16 protein-coding genes, 1 tRNA gene and 1 pseudogene are annotated in these 16,798 nt (G+C 38.8%); 10 read left to right on the top strand and 8 right to left on the bottom strand.

The features are described 5' to 3' along the window. Positions 1-17: 17 nt before the first annotated feature. A complete protein-coding gene (locus V3I05_RS04390; RefSeq protein WP_300446588.1) occupies positions 18-893 on the bottom strand; it encodes an NAD(+)/NADH kinase in 876 nt (291 codons plus the stop codon). A 585-nt stretch (positions 894-1,478) separates the two neighbouring features. Between V3I05_RS04390 and pta the strand changes: the two genes are divergently transcribed. The 7 genes from pta to V3I05_RS04425 all read left to right on the top strand — a co-directional run bounded on the left by pta (position 1,479) and on the right by V3I05_RS04425 (position 6,390). Beyond that, positions 1,479-2,489, top strand: coding sequence for a phosphate acetyltransferase (pta, locus tag V3I05_RS04395; RefSeq protein ID WP_343354161.1), 1,011 nt, complete (start codon positions 1,479-1,481; stop codon positions 2,487-2,489). 25 nt (positions 2,490-2,514) lie between these two features. Next, entirely contained in the window at positions 2,515-3,714 is a 1,200-nt protein-coding gene (locus V3I05_RS04400) for an acetate kinase (protein ID WP_295697958.1), read from the top strand. A gap of 21 nt (positions 3,715-3,735) precedes the next feature. Then, positions 3,736-4,281, top strand: a complete 546-nt coding sequence (locus V3I05_RS04405; protein WP_300446584.1) for an isochorismatase family protein — start codon at positions 3,736-3,738, stop codon at positions 4,279-4,281. Positions 4,282-4,468: 187 nt separating this feature from the next. Continuing rightward, positions 4,469-5,359 carry a J domain-containing protein gene (locus V3I05_RS04410; RefSeq protein ID WP_300446582.1) on the top strand — a complete coding sequence of 297 codons (891 nt, stop codon included), beginning with the start codon at positions 4,469-4,471 and terminating at the stop codon, positions 5,357-5,359. Between the two features lie 24 nt (positions 5,360-5,383). After that, the gene (locus tag V3I05_RS04415; protein WP_343354164.1) at positions 5,384-5,824 is read left to right on the top strand and encodes a hypothetical protein; all 441 of its coding nucleotides are present in this window, start codon (positions 5,384-5,386) and stop codon (positions 5,822-5,824) included. Positions 5,825-5,914: 90 nt separating this feature from the next. Further along, entirely contained in the window at positions 5,915-6,196 is a 282-nt protein-coding gene (locus V3I05_RS04420) for a hypothetical protein (RefSeq protein ID WP_343354166.1), read from the top strand. Positions 6,197-6,234: 38 nt separating this feature from the next. Then, positions 6,235-6,390 (top strand): hypothetical protein, encoded by a 156-nt coding sequence (locus tag V3I05_RS04425; protein ID WP_343354168.1) that lies wholly within the window; start codon positions 6,235-6,237, stop codon positions 6,388-6,390. 39 nt (positions 6,391-6,429) lie between these two features. Here the strand turns inward: V3I05_RS04425 and V3I05_RS04430 are convergent, their stop codons facing one another. The 5 genes and pseudogenes from V3I05_RS04430 to V3I05_RS04445 all read right to left on the bottom strand — a co-directional run bounded on the left by V3I05_RS04430 (position 6,430) and on the right by V3I05_RS04445 (position 8,897). Next, positions 6,430-7,044: an outer membrane beta-barrel protein gene (locus V3I05_RS04430; protein ID WP_343354170.1), complete on the bottom strand. Its 615-nt coding sequence runs from the start codon at positions 7,042-7,044 to the stop codon at positions 6,430-6,432. A 53-nt stretch (positions 7,045-7,097) separates the two neighbouring features. Then, positions 7,098-7,277, bottom strand: a pseudogene (locus V3I05_RS10645) (hypothetical protein); the annotation flags it as partial. 197 nt (positions 7,278-7,474) lie between these two features. Continuing rightward, a complete protein-coding gene (locus V3I05_RS04435; RefSeq protein WP_343354172.1) occupies positions 7,475-7,606 on the bottom strand; it encodes a hypothetical protein in 132 nt (43 codons plus the stop codon). A 245-nt stretch (positions 7,607-7,851) separates the two neighbouring features. Next, positions 7,852-8,091 carry a sulfurtransferase-like selenium metabolism protein YedF gene (gene yedF, locus V3I05_RS04440; protein WP_011116139.1) on the bottom strand — a complete coding sequence of 80 codons (240 nt, stop codon included), beginning with the start codon at positions 8,089-8,091 and terminating at the stop codon, positions 7,852-7,854. 11 nt (positions 8,092-8,102) lie between these two features. Then, on the bottom strand, positions 8,103-8,897 hold the full coding sequence (locus tag V3I05_RS04445) for a YeeE/YedE thiosulfate transporter family protein (RefSeq protein WP_300731314.1): 795 nt from the start codon (positions 8,895-8,897) through the stop codon (positions 8,103-8,105). Positions 8,898-9,155: 258 nt separating this feature from the next. Here V3I05_RS04445 and V3I05_RS04450 point away from each other — a divergent pair, with 258 nt between their 5' ends. Continuing rightward, entirely contained in the window at positions 9,156-11,456 is a 2,301-nt protein-coding gene (locus V3I05_RS04450) for a TonB-dependent receptor domain-containing protein (RefSeq protein WP_343354174.1), read from the top strand. A gap of 696 nt (positions 11,457-12,152) precedes the next feature. On the opposite strand, the gene eptA is transcribed toward V3I05_RS04450, so the two are convergent. Together eptA and V3I05_RS04460 are read right to left on the bottom strand one after the other, a co-directional pair. Further along, the gene (gene eptA, locus V3I05_RS04455) at positions 12,153-14,510 is read right to left on the bottom strand and encodes a phosphoethanolamine--lipid A transferase EptA (RefSeq protein WP_343354176.1); all 2,358 of its coding nucleotides are present in this window, start codon (positions 14,508-14,510) and stop codon (positions 12,153-12,155) included. A 352-nt stretch (positions 14,511-14,862) separates the two neighbouring features. Beyond that, positions 14,863-14,953, bottom strand: a tRNA-Ser gene (locus V3I05_RS04460). 183 nt (positions 14,954-15,136) lie between these two features. Between V3I05_RS04460 and fabD the strand changes: the two genes are divergently transcribed. Continuing rightward, the gene (gene fabD, locus V3I05_RS04465) at positions 15,137-16,075 is read left to right on the top strand and encodes an ACP S-malonyltransferase (RefSeq protein ID WP_295697970.1); all 939 of its coding nucleotides are present in this window, start codon (positions 15,137-15,139) and stop codon (positions 16,073-16,075) included. A 22-nt stretch (positions 16,076-16,097) separates the two neighbouring features. After that, complete coding sequence (locus tag V3I05_RS04470) at positions 16,098-16,790, top strand: 5'-methylthioadenosine/adenosylhomocysteine nucleosidase (protein WP_295697972.1); 693 nt, start codon at positions 16,098-16,100, stop codon at positions 16,788-16,790. Positions 16,791-16,798: the final 8 nt, after the last annotated feature.

The raw sequence follows: 16,798 nt of genomic DNA on the forward strand, positions 1-16,798 counted from the left end.
TTGCTCCTTATGCTTGGCTAATATTCATCGCCCCATTTAAACTTTTCTTTCAACACATTAAAATAATCTCTTGTGCGGGGGTAAATCAACATCGCGCTTTGCTTGAGGGCTTGAATCTGCACCTTGTGAAAGGGCATAATATCAATCATCTCCTGCCCATCGATAATGAGCTTTGCCCTCTGCTTTGGACGAAATTCTAGCACAAATTCATCATTAAGCACTAAAGGGCATTGCGTGAGGGAATGCGGTGCGATGGGGGTAAGCAAGATATTGCGACAATAAGGATAAATCACCGAGCCACCTGCACTAATATTATACGCCGTAGAACCTGTAGGAGTGCCAATAATCAAGCCATCGCAACCATAGGTATTAAAATGCTTCCCATCAATATGCGCATCAATGCTCACCATACCGCTTAAATCGTGCTTAGAAATCAAAAATTCATTAATGGCTATAAATGTGTGCATGGCTTCCTGCTGCGTTTGGGTATCATATACCTTTGCTTGAAGCACAAGATGATTTTGCAATGTATAATCCCCGCTTTTAAGATTTGGAATAAAGCTTTTAAGGCTATCGGGCATAATAGCCGTGAGGAAGCCTAGCCGCCCGGTATTAATCCCCATACATGGCAGCCTATACTCAAAAGCACGACGAAGCATAGAAATAAGCGTCCCATCGCCACCTAGGCTAAAGAGTGCATCACATTGCGTGGCGATATATGAAAAATCCCGCCCAAGCAGCTCAATCATACCCCCGCTTATGCTCTCTAAGCTCACCTCTATACCCGCATTATTTAGTTCCTCACACACTTGTAAGAATACACCCTTTAGCTCTGGGCTTGATGGACGCAGAACAATACCTACCTTTTGCAATGGTGGATTTAGCTTATTCATATTTATCTCCATTAATTGCGGGTTTATAATCCTTAACTTAAAGCTACGTGGCATTTTATCACAATAATGTAGCCATAGTGAATCTAATCTTATGAATGCTTGAGCGCCCATAATCTTAATTCTTTATGTGGGGTTGTGCCCTAAAAATAAAACTAAACTCCCCTGTAAATAAGCCTAAATGGTAGTTTCAGCTACAAAATCAGTAGAATAATTATAGATTCTAGCCAAGTTTCGAATTAAATTATATCTTAGCTTTATGCAAGGAGATGATGAATTTATTTTTAAATGACAAATGAAGCGTATAAATTATATTAAGGCTTGATATTGCGCACTACAACTTACACTTTAGCTATATATCAATAAATCCTATTTGCAATAAGCTAAATTATTGACAAAATCCTTTCTTTTTTGAGATATCCAAAGTAATAAAAACAATCATTTGTTTCCAAAAGATTAAAAAAAGCTTGTCTAAAATGTATCAATTTTACACATTAAACATAAAGCCTATTTTTATTACGTATAAATTAAACACACTTAGTCTATGATTGAATCCTAAATTTTAACTTTTTAGATACGGAGGAAAAGATGGGTTTTATTGATTCTATTAAGGCACAGGCAAAGGCGCGTAAAAAAACGATTGTTTTGCCTGAAGTAACGGACTTGCGCACGATTGAAGCGGCTGTAAAGATTCTCAATGAGGGCTTTGCTGACTTAATTTTATTAGGAGAGCAAGATGAGATTTGCAAAAGGGCTAAAGATCAGCTCTCTCATCTCCCAACAGATGTGTTACAAAAGGCATCTTTTATCACGCTCAAAGATGAAGCACTCCTTGATGAACTTATTGCACTTTTAGTGAAATTACGAGGGCATAAAGGTATGGATAGCGCAAAAGCAAAAGAGTTGCTACTAAATGATTGTCTCTATTTTGGCGCAGCTCTTGTCAAATCAGGCAAAGCTGATGGTATGGTAGCGGGAGCGATTCACGCTACTTCTAGTGTGCTACGTGCGGCGTTGCAGATTGTAGGCACAGCAGCAGATTCTAAGCTTGTTTCAAGCTTTTTCATTATGGTAGTGCCTGATTGTACTTATGGGTTACAGGGGACATTTGTGTTTGCTGATTGTGGGCTTTGCCAAAATCCTAATGCCGAAGAACTTGCACACATTGCGCTTTCATCTGCTAAGAGTTTTGAATCTATCACTCATAATGAGCCGCTTGTAGCAATGCTAAGTCATTCTACCTATGGTAGCGCAAGCCACCCTGATGTGGATAAAGTCATAGAAGCTACCAAAATCGCAAAAAGCCTCGCTCCACACCTTAAAGTCGATGGGGAATTGCAACTTGATGCAGCAATCGTGCCAAGTGTCGGTGAATCTAAAGCTAAAGGCTCACAGGTTGCAGGAAAGGCAAATGTGCTTGTGTTCCCCGATTTAGACGCGGGGAACATCGGCTACAAGCTCGTGCAGAGATTTGCTAAGGCTGAAGCTTATGGACCTATCGCACAAGGTATGAGTGCACCCATCAATGATTTATCACGAGGGTGTAGTGCTGATGATATAGTAGGTGTAGTAGCTATTAGCGCACTTCAAGCCAAATAAATCCAAATCAAAAAAAGGAGAAAAAATGAATGTTTTAGTCGTTAATTGTGGAAGTTCATCTTTAAAGTTTCAGCTTATTGATGCTGATACAGAGAAGGTTTTAGCAAGCGGTATATGCGATAGAATCGGTATTGATGGCAGTGTGCTTAACTACAAAAATGCTGCAGGAAAAAAATATGAGCAAAAAGAGCCTATACCCAACCATACTAAAGCCATTGAAATGGTGCTAGAATCGCTTATCAATAAAGAATATGGCACGATTAGCTCACTTGAAGATATTCACGCCATTGGGCATCGTGTAGTTCATGGGGGGGAATTTTTCAAAGAATCTGTACTCATCAATGATTATGTGATTGATCGCATTAAAGAATGCTCTGATCTCGCGCCATTACACAATCCTGCACATTTGATGGGCATTGAGGCGTGTAAAGCGAAAATGCCAAACACGCCTATGGTTGTAGTTTTTGACACAGCATTTCATCAAACTATGCCACCAAAAGCTTATATTTATGGTGTGCCTTATGAATGGTATGAGAAGCATAAAGTGCGTAGATATGGATTCCACGGGACGAGTCATAAATATGTATCACAAAAAACTGCCGAATTTTTAGGGCTTGATTATTATAATTCTAAGATTATCGTCTGCCATTTGGGGAATGGTTCATCAATTTCAGCTATTAAAAATGGCGAGTGCGTGGATACAAGTATGGGGCTTACACCGCTAGAGGGCTTAATTATGGGGACACGAAGTGGGGATTTAGACCCTGCGATTTTAGAGTATATCTCTAAGCGCGAGGATTTAGATATTCAAAGTCTGCTTAATATCCTTAACAAAAAATCCGGTGTGCTTGGAATCTCTGGGCTTTCAAGTGATTTTAGAGATTTGCTTGATGCAGATTTAGGGGGGAATGAACGCGCTAAACTCGCACGGGTTGCCTTTGCCTATCGTGTGATGAAATATGTAGGGGCGTATTGTGCGGCGATGAATGGTGTTGATGCGGTGAGCTTCTGCGCTGGTGTGGGAGAAAATGCAAAATTCATACGCGGTATGATTGTGAATAATCTCGCATTTTTGGGTGTCAAACTCGATGAAGAAGCAAATAATATTTGTGGCAAAGAAGCCATCATCTCTACGGCAGATTCTAAAGTAAAAGTGTGCGTGATACCCACTAATGAAGAACTTGTCATCGCTAGAGATACAAAAACTATCGTTTCTCAACTCTAAATAAACTTTCAAAGGAAGTCTATGCAAAATATACTCAAAATAGAGCAAATGCTTTTTATCTGCATTGACGTGCAAGAAAAATTAGTAGGGGTAATGGCGGATAAAGAAAAGCTTATTAAAAGCACTAATATACTTTTAGAATCTGCCCAAGAACTGCATATCCCCACACTTATTACCGAACAATATCCCAAAGGATTAGGCAAAACGCATAATGCAGTAAAGATTCCTCCTCACGCACAAATACTAGAAAAAACACATTTTAGTATTTTTGGCGATGAAAAAATCGCTCAATATATCGCACAAAGCAAGGCAAAAATGCTTATTCTCTTTGGGATTGAAAGCCATATTTGCGTCTTGCAAAGCATTATAGAAGCACAGAATCTAGGCTATAAATGCCTCCTTGCTGCTGATGCGTGTAGCTCAAGAGAGGTGCAAAACTACCAACTTGCTCTAGCATTTTTCCACGCTCAAGGTGTAGAAGTGCTGCCTAGTGAATCTATTCTTTTTAGAATCTTGGGTGATTGCAAGCACCCATCATTTAAAGCCATATCCACACTTGTAAAATAGCTCTCTTTTATTATCATCTTATCTCTCTACCCTCGGTAGTCCATCATTACCGAGGCAAACAATGCAACATAATCTTTGTTTTATCAACTCACAAATTTATGAGCCCCGACAAAGGAATTAACTTTGCTTTTTGAAAGTTATAATATAATAGTATTTAAAGAAGTGATACGGAGGATTCGACCCTACAATGAATGTGGCGCTTACACAAAACTATATTCAAATCACCGTTGAAGAAGAAAGCGACTTCTTACATAAAGCCCTCGGGTATGCTGAAAAATATTTTTCCAAAAGCTACCGCTTATCACGCACAATTTTAATCTTAGATGATGGAGAGCGCTTTAAAAAAGATTATCTTGTGAATTGGGCTTATCACGCCTTTGGGCAAGATGAAAAACATCAAAGAATCCATCATCTCCTTGATAACTTAGACAGCCCCGAAAACCAATCCCCTGCCCAAGATGAGGTGCAATCCATACAAACACCCCTAGAGGAGCCTCTGCAGGATTTAAAATATCTGCTTGATTTTACCTATCTGCCTATACGCATTAAAATTGTGAATAAAAATGCTCTGATAGAGCGTGTAAAAATCGCTTTGCGGATTCTTAATACCAAGCGCGTGATGCTTAGAATGGATAAAGCCAACAATGTAGCAAGGCGCTATATTGCAAATATTTTCGAAGATTATTATGTAGGTTGCGATAGAAATGAAATTTATTTAGATAGCACAAAGCCTTATTTTTGGGATAGCATTATGAATCTTATTAGTTTTAAGGTGATCCATAATGTAATTTTGGACTTTGATTATGATAGTTTTGCCAATCGTGGAGGATTGGGGAGTTTTGAATCCTCTTTCCTTACCGATGAGGAGAGAATCTTGCGTGGCTGTTATATGACACTAGAATGCCATTATCAAGATGATTTTGAGCAAGTAAAAAAAAGTTACCTCAAACTTGCTAAAGAATATCACCCTGACAATGTCTTTGGGCAAGAAGCGCATATCATAGAAAGTTATAATGACAGATTTAGGAAGATTCAAGAAGCGTATGAGAGGATTAAAAACTACACAAAAGCTTCTTAGCAAATACAAATGGAGGGGAGAGATATGCGTTTTGTTTTACTACTTTTATTCTTAATTTTTCATTTTATACATCTTAATGCGGAACAATACAAGGCTACAAGACACTTTCCAGAGCTAAAGCAAAAAGGGGAGGTTACTCGCTCCTCACTTGATATTGCAGAAATATGGGGTTATTGGGCGATTTATAATGGCGAGATAGAGCTAAGCGGCGTTTTAGAATTAGCCGACTATGGCGGTATGAATATGCACAAACTTTATGGTCACATTGGTGCATTAAGTGTATTGAACTTTTACCCTGATACTGCCACTTTAAAGCAAATACCTTTTGTTTTTCCCTATACCAATTTTGGTTCTCGTTCGTATATGCCTTATAATGCAGACGCATTCAAATTGCTTGGCATACATTTAAGAAATTTGCAGTGGTGGAAAGAGCATTTTGATGATGACCCCCCGCATTATCATTGAAATTATAAGGCGCAATGAGCATTCAAGCAATAATACTCTACCTCCATCTCTCACAAAGCCAATTTATGGCGCAAGTGCAGTAAGGGAAAAGTGCGACTAAAAAATCATAGAACAAGCAGTAGTGATTATACAGAATCTATCAAAAATGCCAAACAAGAAAAAATCAAAACAAACCCACATTTTAATTACTCTGCTCATTATTTTGCAGATGCTAAACTCATCTCCATTGAACTTTTGGGCGATGTGGTAGTGAAGTATTTTCCTCGCCCAAAGGCAGAGGATTATGGCTTTATTCTTAAATATAATTCAAAAGATGAATATATCAATCTCCGCCAAAGCCCAAATGGCAAGATTCTCATAACAACAATATAGACGACTATTGCAGGCAACTTTGTGGAGGCATAAAACATTTGCAGTGGATAAATGCTATGCTTGATAGAGAGAAACCAATATGGCTGCCTGTCGTGTATTTTCCACCTAATGTAACTGATGGCAGTGGAGCTATATATGGCTATATCCACAACTCGCAGTTAAGTAGATTCTATCATTCCTTTGGCACTCTTTAGGCAGAGTGTGTGAGGACATTAATTTTTGGAGGAGTTATCCTAGAAACTAAAGATATATCTCACACCAGCATTGTAAATATGTGAGGCTGTTATTTTTAATGCCGGTTGATATATATTTTGCAATTTCGTATCTATAAAAGGCACACGAGCTGCAATTTCTATACTATGATGTCTGCCAAATTGACTTCTTAAACCAGCATTAAGTGCAACATTTAGCCCTGTTTGTTCATAATCTTTGACATCTAAATCCCTGCCATACCAAGTATTGGCACCAACTCCTACGCCCACAAATACACCAAAATTCGCATTTGCACTTGCAATCAAATTATAAAGTGCATCAACATTTACTCCATAATCCGCTACACTCGCTTTGAGTTTCTCACTTGTGCCTTTTACTTTTACGCTTGTATCTGCATAAGTAGTGAAGTTTACGTAATAACGCAATCCAAAGTTAGGAGTAAAGAATTGCTTATAACCAGCAATAACTTCATAGCTTATGCCATTCAAATCCAACTTTTCACCCTCATTAAATTGAAAGCCACCATAGCCTACACCAACACCTACAAATCCACCACTTTCTTCAGCTACAAGAGCAGAACCAGCTAAAGCTAAAGCTACTGCAGAGCTTAAGCACACATTTTTGATTGTTTTCATTAAAAACCACCTTTTCTAAAATTGATTTTGCATTGATAATGCGAAATTCAATTCTACCCCCCCCCCCCCCCCCCCATATTTTGCTTAAAAGCAAAAGGTTTGATAAGAAAAAAAATATATTTATGTAGAAAAATGTAGCAATATGGAGAGAATCTTAAGTCTAAAGGTGTATTTTTAAACATCGCCCTCATTGTTTTAACATTACTCACATTCCATTTATCCAAAGGTGCATTGAATGCGCTCGCATTCTAAGACATACAAAAAGCTCATATTTGTAATGTTGCTTGTGTCAATATTTTTAAAATCAATATTTTCAGAGGTGAGAATGGGTATAGAATAAAATTGGCAACAAGTTTCTTCGGGTCTATCTCCCTAAACATTAAAATAGCTTTTTCATTCTTTCCTATGAGTGTTACACCAAAAGATTTATCTAAAGTATTTTCTTTACACTTTCTACATTTTCAAAAACAAGAGATTTAGAATCTCTTAATGCCTTTATTCCAAATGCAACTGCCCCCACACAAGCTAAAAACACAAATCCAAAGATAATTTGTCTTTTCATTTTCTCTCCTTGATTATTTTCTTAAATTTACTTTATAACTTAACGAAAATATTAAGAGGAATTAGGCTTTAATACATAAGCAATAAAAGTAGGGGGGGGGGGATTAGTAGATTCACTCTGTGAAATCTTATATGTGTAAGAATCTTTAATTATATTACAAGCCTTTCTTGCCATTGCTGCTCCCCCGAAGTTTTAAAATGTCGCATTATAAAATAATTTTGCTTAAACATCTTAATCTGCATATTTTAAGGCTTCTTAATAAGATACCTTATCGTAGCTCCTAGCTGCTCTACTCCTAACACTTCATAGCCGTGATTTTTCGCATCAATGGGGATATTATTAATGCTTTGTGGGCAATCACTTAGCACTTCCAAAATCTCGCCACTTTTAAGCTCGGGCAAAACCTCCAGAGTTCTTACCGCAGGATAAGGGCAAGGCTCACCTTGCAAGTCTAATCTAAAATTTGGGATAATTTCTTGTTGCATATTCTCCTCCTTTATGCGCGTTCAAATCGTTTATTTTTGGCAAAATATCGCCGCTCAAGAAACAGCACAAAGGCAAGGAATGCAAAAAGCAGCACATAGCTTACCACCAAGCCACCATAATTACCAAAGGATTCTAAAAGATTGATTTTAGGGAAGCTTGTCGCAAGTGGCACAGAATAATAATCCCAAGTCGCTGCCAAAAGCGTAGAACCAATGACATTACCAACACCTACAATCCAATAATGCACCTGCCCCTCAACCGCGCGATACATCCAGCCACATTCACACCCTCCTGCAATCACAATACCAAAGCCAAAGAGCAATCCGCCAATCACTGCATTTGGTGCAGCCCACATAATTTTAGGTGGAAGTCCAAGCATAATGTAACTAAAAACGCCAATAGTTGAAACCATCATTCCCACAATCACCGCTCTTGCCATATATCCACGCCCTGTGATAAATAAATCCCTAAAGGCAGAAGTAAAGCAAATCTGCGCACGCGAGATGATAAAGCCAAATCCCACACCAAATACAACTGCAAGCGCTAAAATCGGAATCTTTTTACCCTCTGGAATATTGCCATACGCCATTAGATACGCTACCCAAACGCCAATTCCAACTAATACCAAAACACCAAGTGCAAAAAGGAGTTTTGCCCTACTCTGATTTTCTTTGCTATTTCCAATGTCTTTTTGCGCACTGACTTTCTCTAGCTTTGTATGAGAGCGAAAAAGTGGGAGTAAAACAACCTTTGTACCTAGCCACACACCAACAAGCGTCATAATCGTAAAAAACCACGCGTGCAAGCTAAATTATCCCTCATCACTCTCTAATACTATAAATCTGCTTCTTATTTTTGAATTATACGTCTATTGCTTTTGTTTCTGCTTTGCTTTCAGTTTATTTTTAGCCATTTTTCCATACTATTACAAATCATTCTTATTATTTGTATGAATGTTACCCAAAATTTCAAGGAGTATATATGAATAAATCGTATTTCAACCTCACCGCTGCATTGCTTGTATGCACGAGTCTCTTGGCAGATTCTCAAAGCAGTGAAGTGAGTGGGGGGGGGGGCATATAACAACTCACCAGCAAAAGAACCCTTCAAAAGCATAAATCTTGGTCGCTCTGTGATTACTGCCTCTGGTTTTGAACAGGATTTAAATATCGCCCCTGCCTCTATTTCTGTAGTAACCCCACAAGATATACAATCCCGCCCTGTGAGAGACTTAGCCGAAGCCTTAGCTAATGTGCCCGGCGTAAGCATAGATTCTGGTGTAACCAAAACGGGGGGCTATGGTATCTCTATTCGCGGTATGGGGACAGCTTATACACTCATTCTCATTGATGGCAAAAGAGTAAATGCAGATTCTAGCACTTTCCCTAATGGCTTTGGAGATTCTGTAACCTCATTTATGCCACCACTCAGTGCGATTGAAAGAATCGAAGTGATTAGAGGACCTGCCTCCACACTCTATGGAAGTGATGCTATTGGCGGTGTAGTAAATATCATCACAAAGAAAAATTATGAACAATGGGGCTCAAATATCACCTATGATTACACTTTTCAAGAATCTCGCCCCTTTGGCAATACCCAAAGTATTAATTTCTATACCGCAGGTCCACTTAATACTGCTAAAACTCTGGGCTTAATATTACGCAGTAGAATCTATACCCGCGATGGCATATCTAATAGCGATTTAGCCGTAGCCCCAAATCACACAGGCGTTACAAGCAATAGTGGACAAAATAATGCCACTTCAGCCACCGCCTCGCAAATTGTAGGCTCTGCACCGGGTAGAATCTACAATGTAGGCACGAGGATTAATTGGAGCAGCACAGAATCTGTTGGTAAAAAGCCCAAAAATAATGTCTATTTAGACATTGACTACTCACAGCAAAGCTATGATAACTCACAAGGCTTAGTAATGAGTAATCGTAATGCAAACTCTTTTAATGTGTCTTGGGACGATTTAACCTTCCAGAAAAATAGCGGTTATGGCAAAAAATACAATATCTATCGTGGCAATGTTGTCCTCGCTCATAATGGAAGCTATATTGCTAATCCTAGTGGGCTTCTCTCCAATTTTTCAACCGATACTTCGCTAACCTATAATATTACTAATAATGCCGGGCGATTTGTCCCTCAAAATGCAGCCAGCGGCTTATCTACTAGCTCTGTTAATGGTGTAAATGCAGGAGATAGCAGGGAGCTGATTAATCAAGATATAATACTAGACCATAAGAGCAATCTCTTTTTGAATCTTGGCTCATCTTTTGGTATCAACACCACTTTGGGAGGGAGGTATTGGTATAATAACTTTAATGATAATCTCCTCAAAGTTTCCACAGGCGATGCAAATGTTCATCAGCATATTAGCGCACTCTTTGGCGAGGCGGAGTTTATCCTTTTTGATAAGCTTTTCATAACCACAGGTGTAAGGGGCAATTTTAATTCTATCTTTGGTTCAAACATAAGCCCACGCGCCTATCTTGCCTATAATGTGCTTGATGATTGGCTAACCATTAAGGGCGGTATCTCCACAGGCTACAAAAGTCCTAGCCTCAATCAGCTTGTAGCGGATATTGTAAGTTATTCAGGTTCAGGCACAAACCCCACTTATGGGAATCCAAACTTAAAGCCAGAATCTAGCGTGAATTATGAGCTCTCAATATTAAGCGATAATGATTATTTCTCCGCTTCTCTTACAGGATTCTATATTCAATTTAAAGATAAAATCAATCAAACAGGTGGTTTGGGCGGTAATATTACCAACGGGCAGATTATCCCTACCTTAGGTATTGCCTGCCAAGCTACAAGCGGAAATTGCTCCTATTATAGCAATGCCGATGAAGCACTAAGCTATGGAACAGAAGTGTTTGTGGGGATAAAGCCAATCAATGTAGGTTATGGTGGTATAAGCTTGAGCGCAGCTTATACTTACAATCACACAGAGATTACAAAAAGCAATACTGCTGCAGATATAGGCATAGCCTTTACAAATGTGCCTTTACATAGCTTGAATGCCTCTCTTAACTATGATACACCAAAATGGGGATTGTATATAAGAGAAGAGTATAAAGATGGAATCTATCGTGGTAATCCCAATGGGAGAGGCAATATAGCAATTCAAGCACGTGCTGCAGGAGAATTTTATGATCCTTATTATCTCACGCATACAGGCGGATATTATAAGTTTAAAGACAATTTGCGTCTTAACCTTGCCATCTATAACTTGCTTAATTTTAACTTTATTAATTATATTCCCTATACTAACAACAATACCACTACCTACACTTCTGCCTATAACTACATAAGAGAGGGCAGAAGGTATTATCTCTCCGTGCAAATGGATTTTTAGATACTATTGTGCCCCTGCTGCTATCCTTTGCACCACAAAGCTCTTGTAAATGGGAGCTAAGCCCCCCCCCCCATTTACACCATTCAACGCCATACGCATGAAGTGCTTATCCACACTTATAAAAGGCTTTGCCGATATACTCTCGCAATAGCGAAGCTACGGGGACAAAGTAAAACTTCCTGCAAAAACGCAGTTTTTTTAGATGAAATCCCGCAAGAGCAAAAGAACACACTGATAACTAAGGCTACACTTTAGTTATCAGTGCTCAAACATATGCTTCTCACTCCCCCTTATATATCGTTTGCTAGATTACCCGCTCACTACCCTTACGATGCTTTAAAATGAGAGTATCATTTTCGCCGAGCGCGTGGCGGGAAAAGCTAAAGGGCTTAAAGGTATCGCTTTTATACGCTACGGCGTAACCTTTTGCGGTGATTCTTTACCCTGTGTTTGCTTGTGTCAAATTCTCTTTTAATAGCACAATTACTCCTTTTAAATACATTTTTGAATCTAAAAGATTCTATGAACGCAATTAATAAAGCCTGATACCTAGTACCTATCAAGAGGAATGCACATAATAATGAAGAATATCAACAAAGTATTGAGGAGGAGATATTGCGCATTGTTGATTTTATATTTATTATTTGTGTGAAGTTTTTACCAAAAATGCAAACATTATACAAACGCTAGTATTTGCTATTCTTCCTTAGTAAATATGCTCATCTTTTCATCAAGCACTTCACTCTCTACATCTAAAAATGTCAAAACACTATGAAAGATATGAAAGTGTGTTGCTTCATTCAAATCTTTAATCCTACTGGCATTAGAACTCCACACAAAAAATGGTATTTCATATTGCTCCTTTGGTGCAAATGCTAATGGTATCCCGTGCATATATACACCATTTTCACCCAAGCTCTCGCCGTGATCACTTACATAAATCATTGTGCTGTCGTATTTATCAAGTTTGCTTAACTGACTAATGACTGAATGCAATAAAAAATCAGTATAGAGGATTGTATTATCATACGCATTAATAATTTCACTCTGTAAGCATCCCCTTGGTTCGACACTTTTGCACACAGGCTTAAAGATTTCAAATTGAGGAGGGTATTTCTTATAATATGTTGGTCCATGGCTCGTGCTTGTATGAATGATAATAAGCACTTTGGGCGATTTTGCTAACTCAATATCCTCAGTTAGTCCCACCACAAGTGCAGACTCATAGTTATCATTAAGATGAATATATTTCTCTGCAAGTTGCGGATATCGCATAATATTTTCACTGGGTAGGTGAAGTGGAGGCTCACCCCAATTTGTCGAACGCCACATCACATCCACTCCAGTGCGTGCAAGATAGTTTGGCAATATCTCATATAGATTCGTACTATCCTTGTATGAAAGCATATTTTTCACAGATGCGCTCGTATATGTCGTGCTTGATTTTGCATAAAAATGTCGGAGTCCTGACACTTCTAAAAGGAGGGGATTGGTATTACGTGAATAACCATAAAGTGAGAAGTTTTTTGCACGTGCAGATTCACCAATTACGAGCACGACTACAGATTTTTTGTCATTTGCAATGTGTGCATCAGGGAGTGGAATTTCTTTTTTGTTTTTTGCTAGTTCCCCTTGAAAATACCGCACTGAGTTACCTATATATGACCAAGGCATAATAAGTGCGCCAAGTTGTTTAGAGTATTTATCAAGCCACAATAGATTCTGAAAATTAACTCCAGTAAGCACAATAAGCACAAAAAATATCAAGCCTAAGCTCTTAGTAAGTGATTTGCGCGTAGGTCTTGCCACCTTTTCAAAGAGTAGAAAGCACGCTGGGAGAAGACCTAGTATAACTATATAAAGTGCCATTTTTAAAGATAGAAACTCTCCTGCTTCTGCTGGATTTGTGTTAAAGAGATTGCCCATCATCGTTTTATCCAAAAACACTCCATATACAGAGACAAAATACACCGCTATGGCGTTTGTAATTGAGATAAGCGCAAACCATATTTTGGTGAGCCTGAAAGAGATGAGTGCTAATAAGAGTGACATAAGTGTAGTAAGTGCGAACAAAAATAGCACGAGTGAGACAAATAGCACAATTGCACTTAGTGAATCTAAAGCGAGATTTGTCCGCACAAATCCTAAAAAAGGAAAATGAAAAAATGCTACTTGAAGTGCGGAAATGACGAAAATAAAGGCGATAGGATTAGCTCTAGTGGGTGTGGATTGTAAATCCAATCTTTGAGTGTTAGTAAAATATTTATGGAGTATCATAAATAAGCAGCCTAACGCACAAATAAGTGCAAGATAAAATACCAAAAGATTATGTTTGCTGATATTTGAAATCGCCATCACGACAGCAACTCCACCCAAAGTAGCGAAAATAAGCAAACCAAAACGTGAATCTAGCCAAGCAAAAATACGCGTCTTGCTTGCCACAAGCACGCCAAAGACTCCGCACACACACCCAAGAGACGCACCCACAAGGACATCTAGCGGATAGTGTGCTCCCACGCCCACGCGTGAAAGCCCCACAAATACACCTAAGAGAGTGATACTTATGATAAAAGGCAAACGCCATTTGCGAGTATTTGGCATAAAAGCAAAAAGTAGCACAGAAAGTATTGTGAATATAGTAATCGAATGCCCTGATGGTAAGCTATTTACGCCTGTGAGTCGCTCACCAATGATATTAAAAGTATTGTCAAAAATACGTGCTGGACGCGGCATTGCATAGATTGTCTTGAACAATATAGAAAGCACAAGAGAAAGCAAGGAGCTTGCTATGAGTGCTTCCCAAAGCTTAGGTGTGACAAGTGAAAACCCTAGTAAGAGTGCGAATGCTACACTCGCATCACCGAGTTGGGTAAGATTGTATGCGAGAGATGGGACATTGGACCAAAGCGAATTGATGGCTAAAAAAATATCCTTTTGAATCTGTGGATATACCTCCGGCTCACTCCAACCAAAGATTTTTAACATACCCAACAATAAGACAAAAGTGCTTATTACGACGCCTAAATGCCATAAATTCACTTTGGCAAAATTCATACTGACTTGTTTATTCATAGCTGGGATTATACACAAATTATCAATAGAATTTATTGTAGTTTTATTGTTATTTATCTTTGGTGCAATTTGATTATTAAATTCATAAGAATCTAAATGCCCTTGCTTAGATTCTAACCTAGACCCTCAGCAAGCTAGAAAATTATATTTATCTTGTATCTTTACTTCAAAAAGCTAAAATTTTTGGTGCTTTATAGCTATATTTAGCACATAAAAACTTTGATTTTTTTCACAAATATCGAGATAAGTTCTTTAAGTATAGGTAAGCTATTCCTTACCCTTGCAAATCTTTTTTGCCTTTAGAGTCTCTCTATGTAAGTATTTTTCAAGGGGGTGGCGGACAGGGAGGGATTCGAACCCTCGGTAATCTTGCGACTACGCATCCTTAGCAGGGATGTGGTTTCAGCCAACTCACCCACCTGTCCGTATTGAATCTGTCATAGGGGCAAAAAAGAACGCTATTATATGCAAAAATCATAAAAATACACTTAACACCTTTATATCTAAATCTATAAGAATCATCTCTAAAATTGCAAAAATTTATATGCTTTTTGCTACAATCCTTAGAATCTTTAAAGCATTTTTATATTAACAACAAAAGGATTGTGATGAAAAAATATGCGTTTATTTTCCCCGGGCAAGGCTCGCAAAGCGTAGGTATGGGTAAGGAATTTTATGAAAATTTTGCCGTAGCAAAGGAGCTATTTGAGAGAGCCTCTGCTGCCTTAAATATGGATATGAAGCAGCTACTATTTGAGGAAAATGATAAGCTTAATCTCACGCAATACACGCAACCCGCGATATTTCTTGTAAGTGCTATCGCCCATAGCGTATTCCAAAGTGAATATCCGCTTATGCCAAGTGTGGCGATGGGGCATTCACTTGGTGAAGTAAGTGCGGTGGTGCTAAGCGATGGAGCGAGTTTTGAAAATGGAATAAAGCTTATCCACAAACGAGGGGAGCTAATGGCTAAGGCGTGTGAGGGTAAAAATGCAGGAATGATGGTTGTCGTGGGGCTTGATGATGAGAAGCTAGAGCAGTTTTGCAAACAATCTCAGCAAGCAGGTAAAAGTATTTGGTGTGCGAACTATAATGGCGATGGGCAAGTTGTCCTAGCCGGGAGCAAAGATGATTTAAGCGCAGCAGAATCCCATCTCAAAGCCTTAGGGGCTAAACGCGCCCTACTTTTGCCTATGTCTGTGGCAAGCCATTGTCCTTTGTTAGAATCTGCCACCGCGCCATTTGAAGCACTCTTAAAGGAAATCCTTAACGAAAGCTTAAGTACCCCTATCCTCTCTAATGCCACACTTGAAACTTACACCCAAAAGACACAGGCAAAGGCACTTTTGAGTAGCCAGCTCACTCAACCTGTGCTATATAAGCAATCTATCTTAAAGCTTAATGATGAAATCGATACCTTTATTGAATTTGGCAATGGCAATGTCTTGCGCGGTCTGAACAAACGTCTCAGTCAAGTGCCTACGTGGAATGTAAGCAATTTAACGAGTTTAAAAGAATGTATCGAGGGTATCAAAAGTAACGTATAAAGATTCTATAAAAGGAGTAAATATGACAATTGGCATTATTGGAGCAATGGTTGAGGAAATCACTCCATTATTAGCACGATTTGGCACTTATAAAGAGCATAAAATAGGCAGCAATATTTATTATGAAATTACCCGAAACAATCACAGAATCTTTGTCGCTTATAGCAAGATTGGCAAGGTGCATGCAGCACTAAGCGCAAGTGTGATGATTCTAAAATTTGGCTGTGAGCAGATTATCTTTAGTGGCGTGGCGGGGGGCTTAAGCGCGGATTTGAAAGTAGGCGATTTAGTGCTTGGAAGTAAGCTATGTCAATATGATGTGGATATTAGCGCGTTTGGACATCCGCTTGGCTTTATCCCCGAGAGTAAGCTCTATATAGAATCCTCTCCCACCCTTAATGACATCGCCAAAAAGATTGCTAAAGCACAGGGCATTGCGTTAAAAGAGGGTATTATCGCTTCAGGCGATAGCTTTATTGCTAATACTGAAAAAAAGCGCTGGATTATGGAACAATTTAACGCCATAGCTGTAGAAATGGAGGGTGCAGCGGTGGCGGTGGTATGCGATGCGTGTAAGATTCCATTTTGTATTTTGCGCTCTATTAGCGATAGTGCCGATGGTAGCGCGGATATAAACTTTGATGAGTTCTTAGAGAGTTCTGCAAAACGTAGTGCGGATTTTGTGCTATCAATGTGCGAACACATTTTAGTTTAAAGGAGAGA

The organism is Helicobacter mastomyrinus, assembly GCF_039555295.1.
GTDB lineage: Bacteria > Campylobacterota > Campylobacteria > Campylobacterales > Helicobacteraceae > Helicobacter_C > Helicobacter_C mastomyrinus.

Bases quoted from the DNA above. Each gene is read 5' to 3' on its own strand.
- V3I05_RS04390 (WP_300446588.1), bottom strand. From the start codon at position 893: ATGAATAAGCTAAATCCACCATTGCAAAAGGTAGGTATTGTTCTGCGT.
- pta (WP_343354161.1), top strand. From the start codon at position 1,479: ATGGGTTTTATTGATTCTATTAAGGCACAGGCAAAGGCGCGTAAAAAA.
- V3I05_RS04400 (WP_295697958.1), top strand. From the start codon at position 2,515: ATGAATGTTTTAGTCGTTAATTGTGGAAGTTCATCTTTAAAGTTTCAG.
- V3I05_RS04405 (WP_300446584.1), top strand. From the start codon at position 3,736: ATGCAAAATATACTCAAAATAGAGCAAATGCTTTTTATCTGCATTGAC.
- V3I05_RS04410 (WP_300446582.1), top strand. From the start codon at position 4,469: ATGAATGTGGCGCTTACACAAAACTATATTCAAATCACCGTTGAAGAA.
- V3I05_RS04415 (WP_343354164.1), top strand. From the start codon at position 5,384: ATGCGTTTTGTTTTACTACTTTTATTCTTAATTTTTCATTTTATACAT.
- V3I05_RS04430 (WP_343354170.1), bottom strand. From the start codon at position 7,044: ATGAAAACAATCAAAAATGTGTGCTTAAGCTCTGCAGTAGCTTTAGCT.
- V3I05_RS04435 (WP_343354172.1), bottom strand. From the start codon at position 7,606: ATGAAAAGACAAATTATCTTTGGATTTGTGTTTTTAGCTTGTGTGGGG.
- yedF (WP_011116139.1), bottom strand. From the start codon at position 8,091: ATGCAACAAGAAATTATCCCAAATTTTAGATTAGACTTGCAAGGTGAG.
- eptA (WP_343354176.1), bottom strand. From the start codon at position 14,510: ATGAATTTTGCCAAAGTGAATTTATGGCATTTAGGCGTCGTAATAAGC.
- fabD (WP_295697970.1), top strand. From the start codon at position 15,137: ATGAAAAAATATGCGTTTATTTTCCCCGGGCAAGGCTCGCAAAGCGTA.
- V3I05_RS04470 (WP_295697972.1), top strand. From the start codon at position 16,098: ATGACAATTGGCATTATTGGAGCAATGGTTGAGGAAATCACTCCATTA.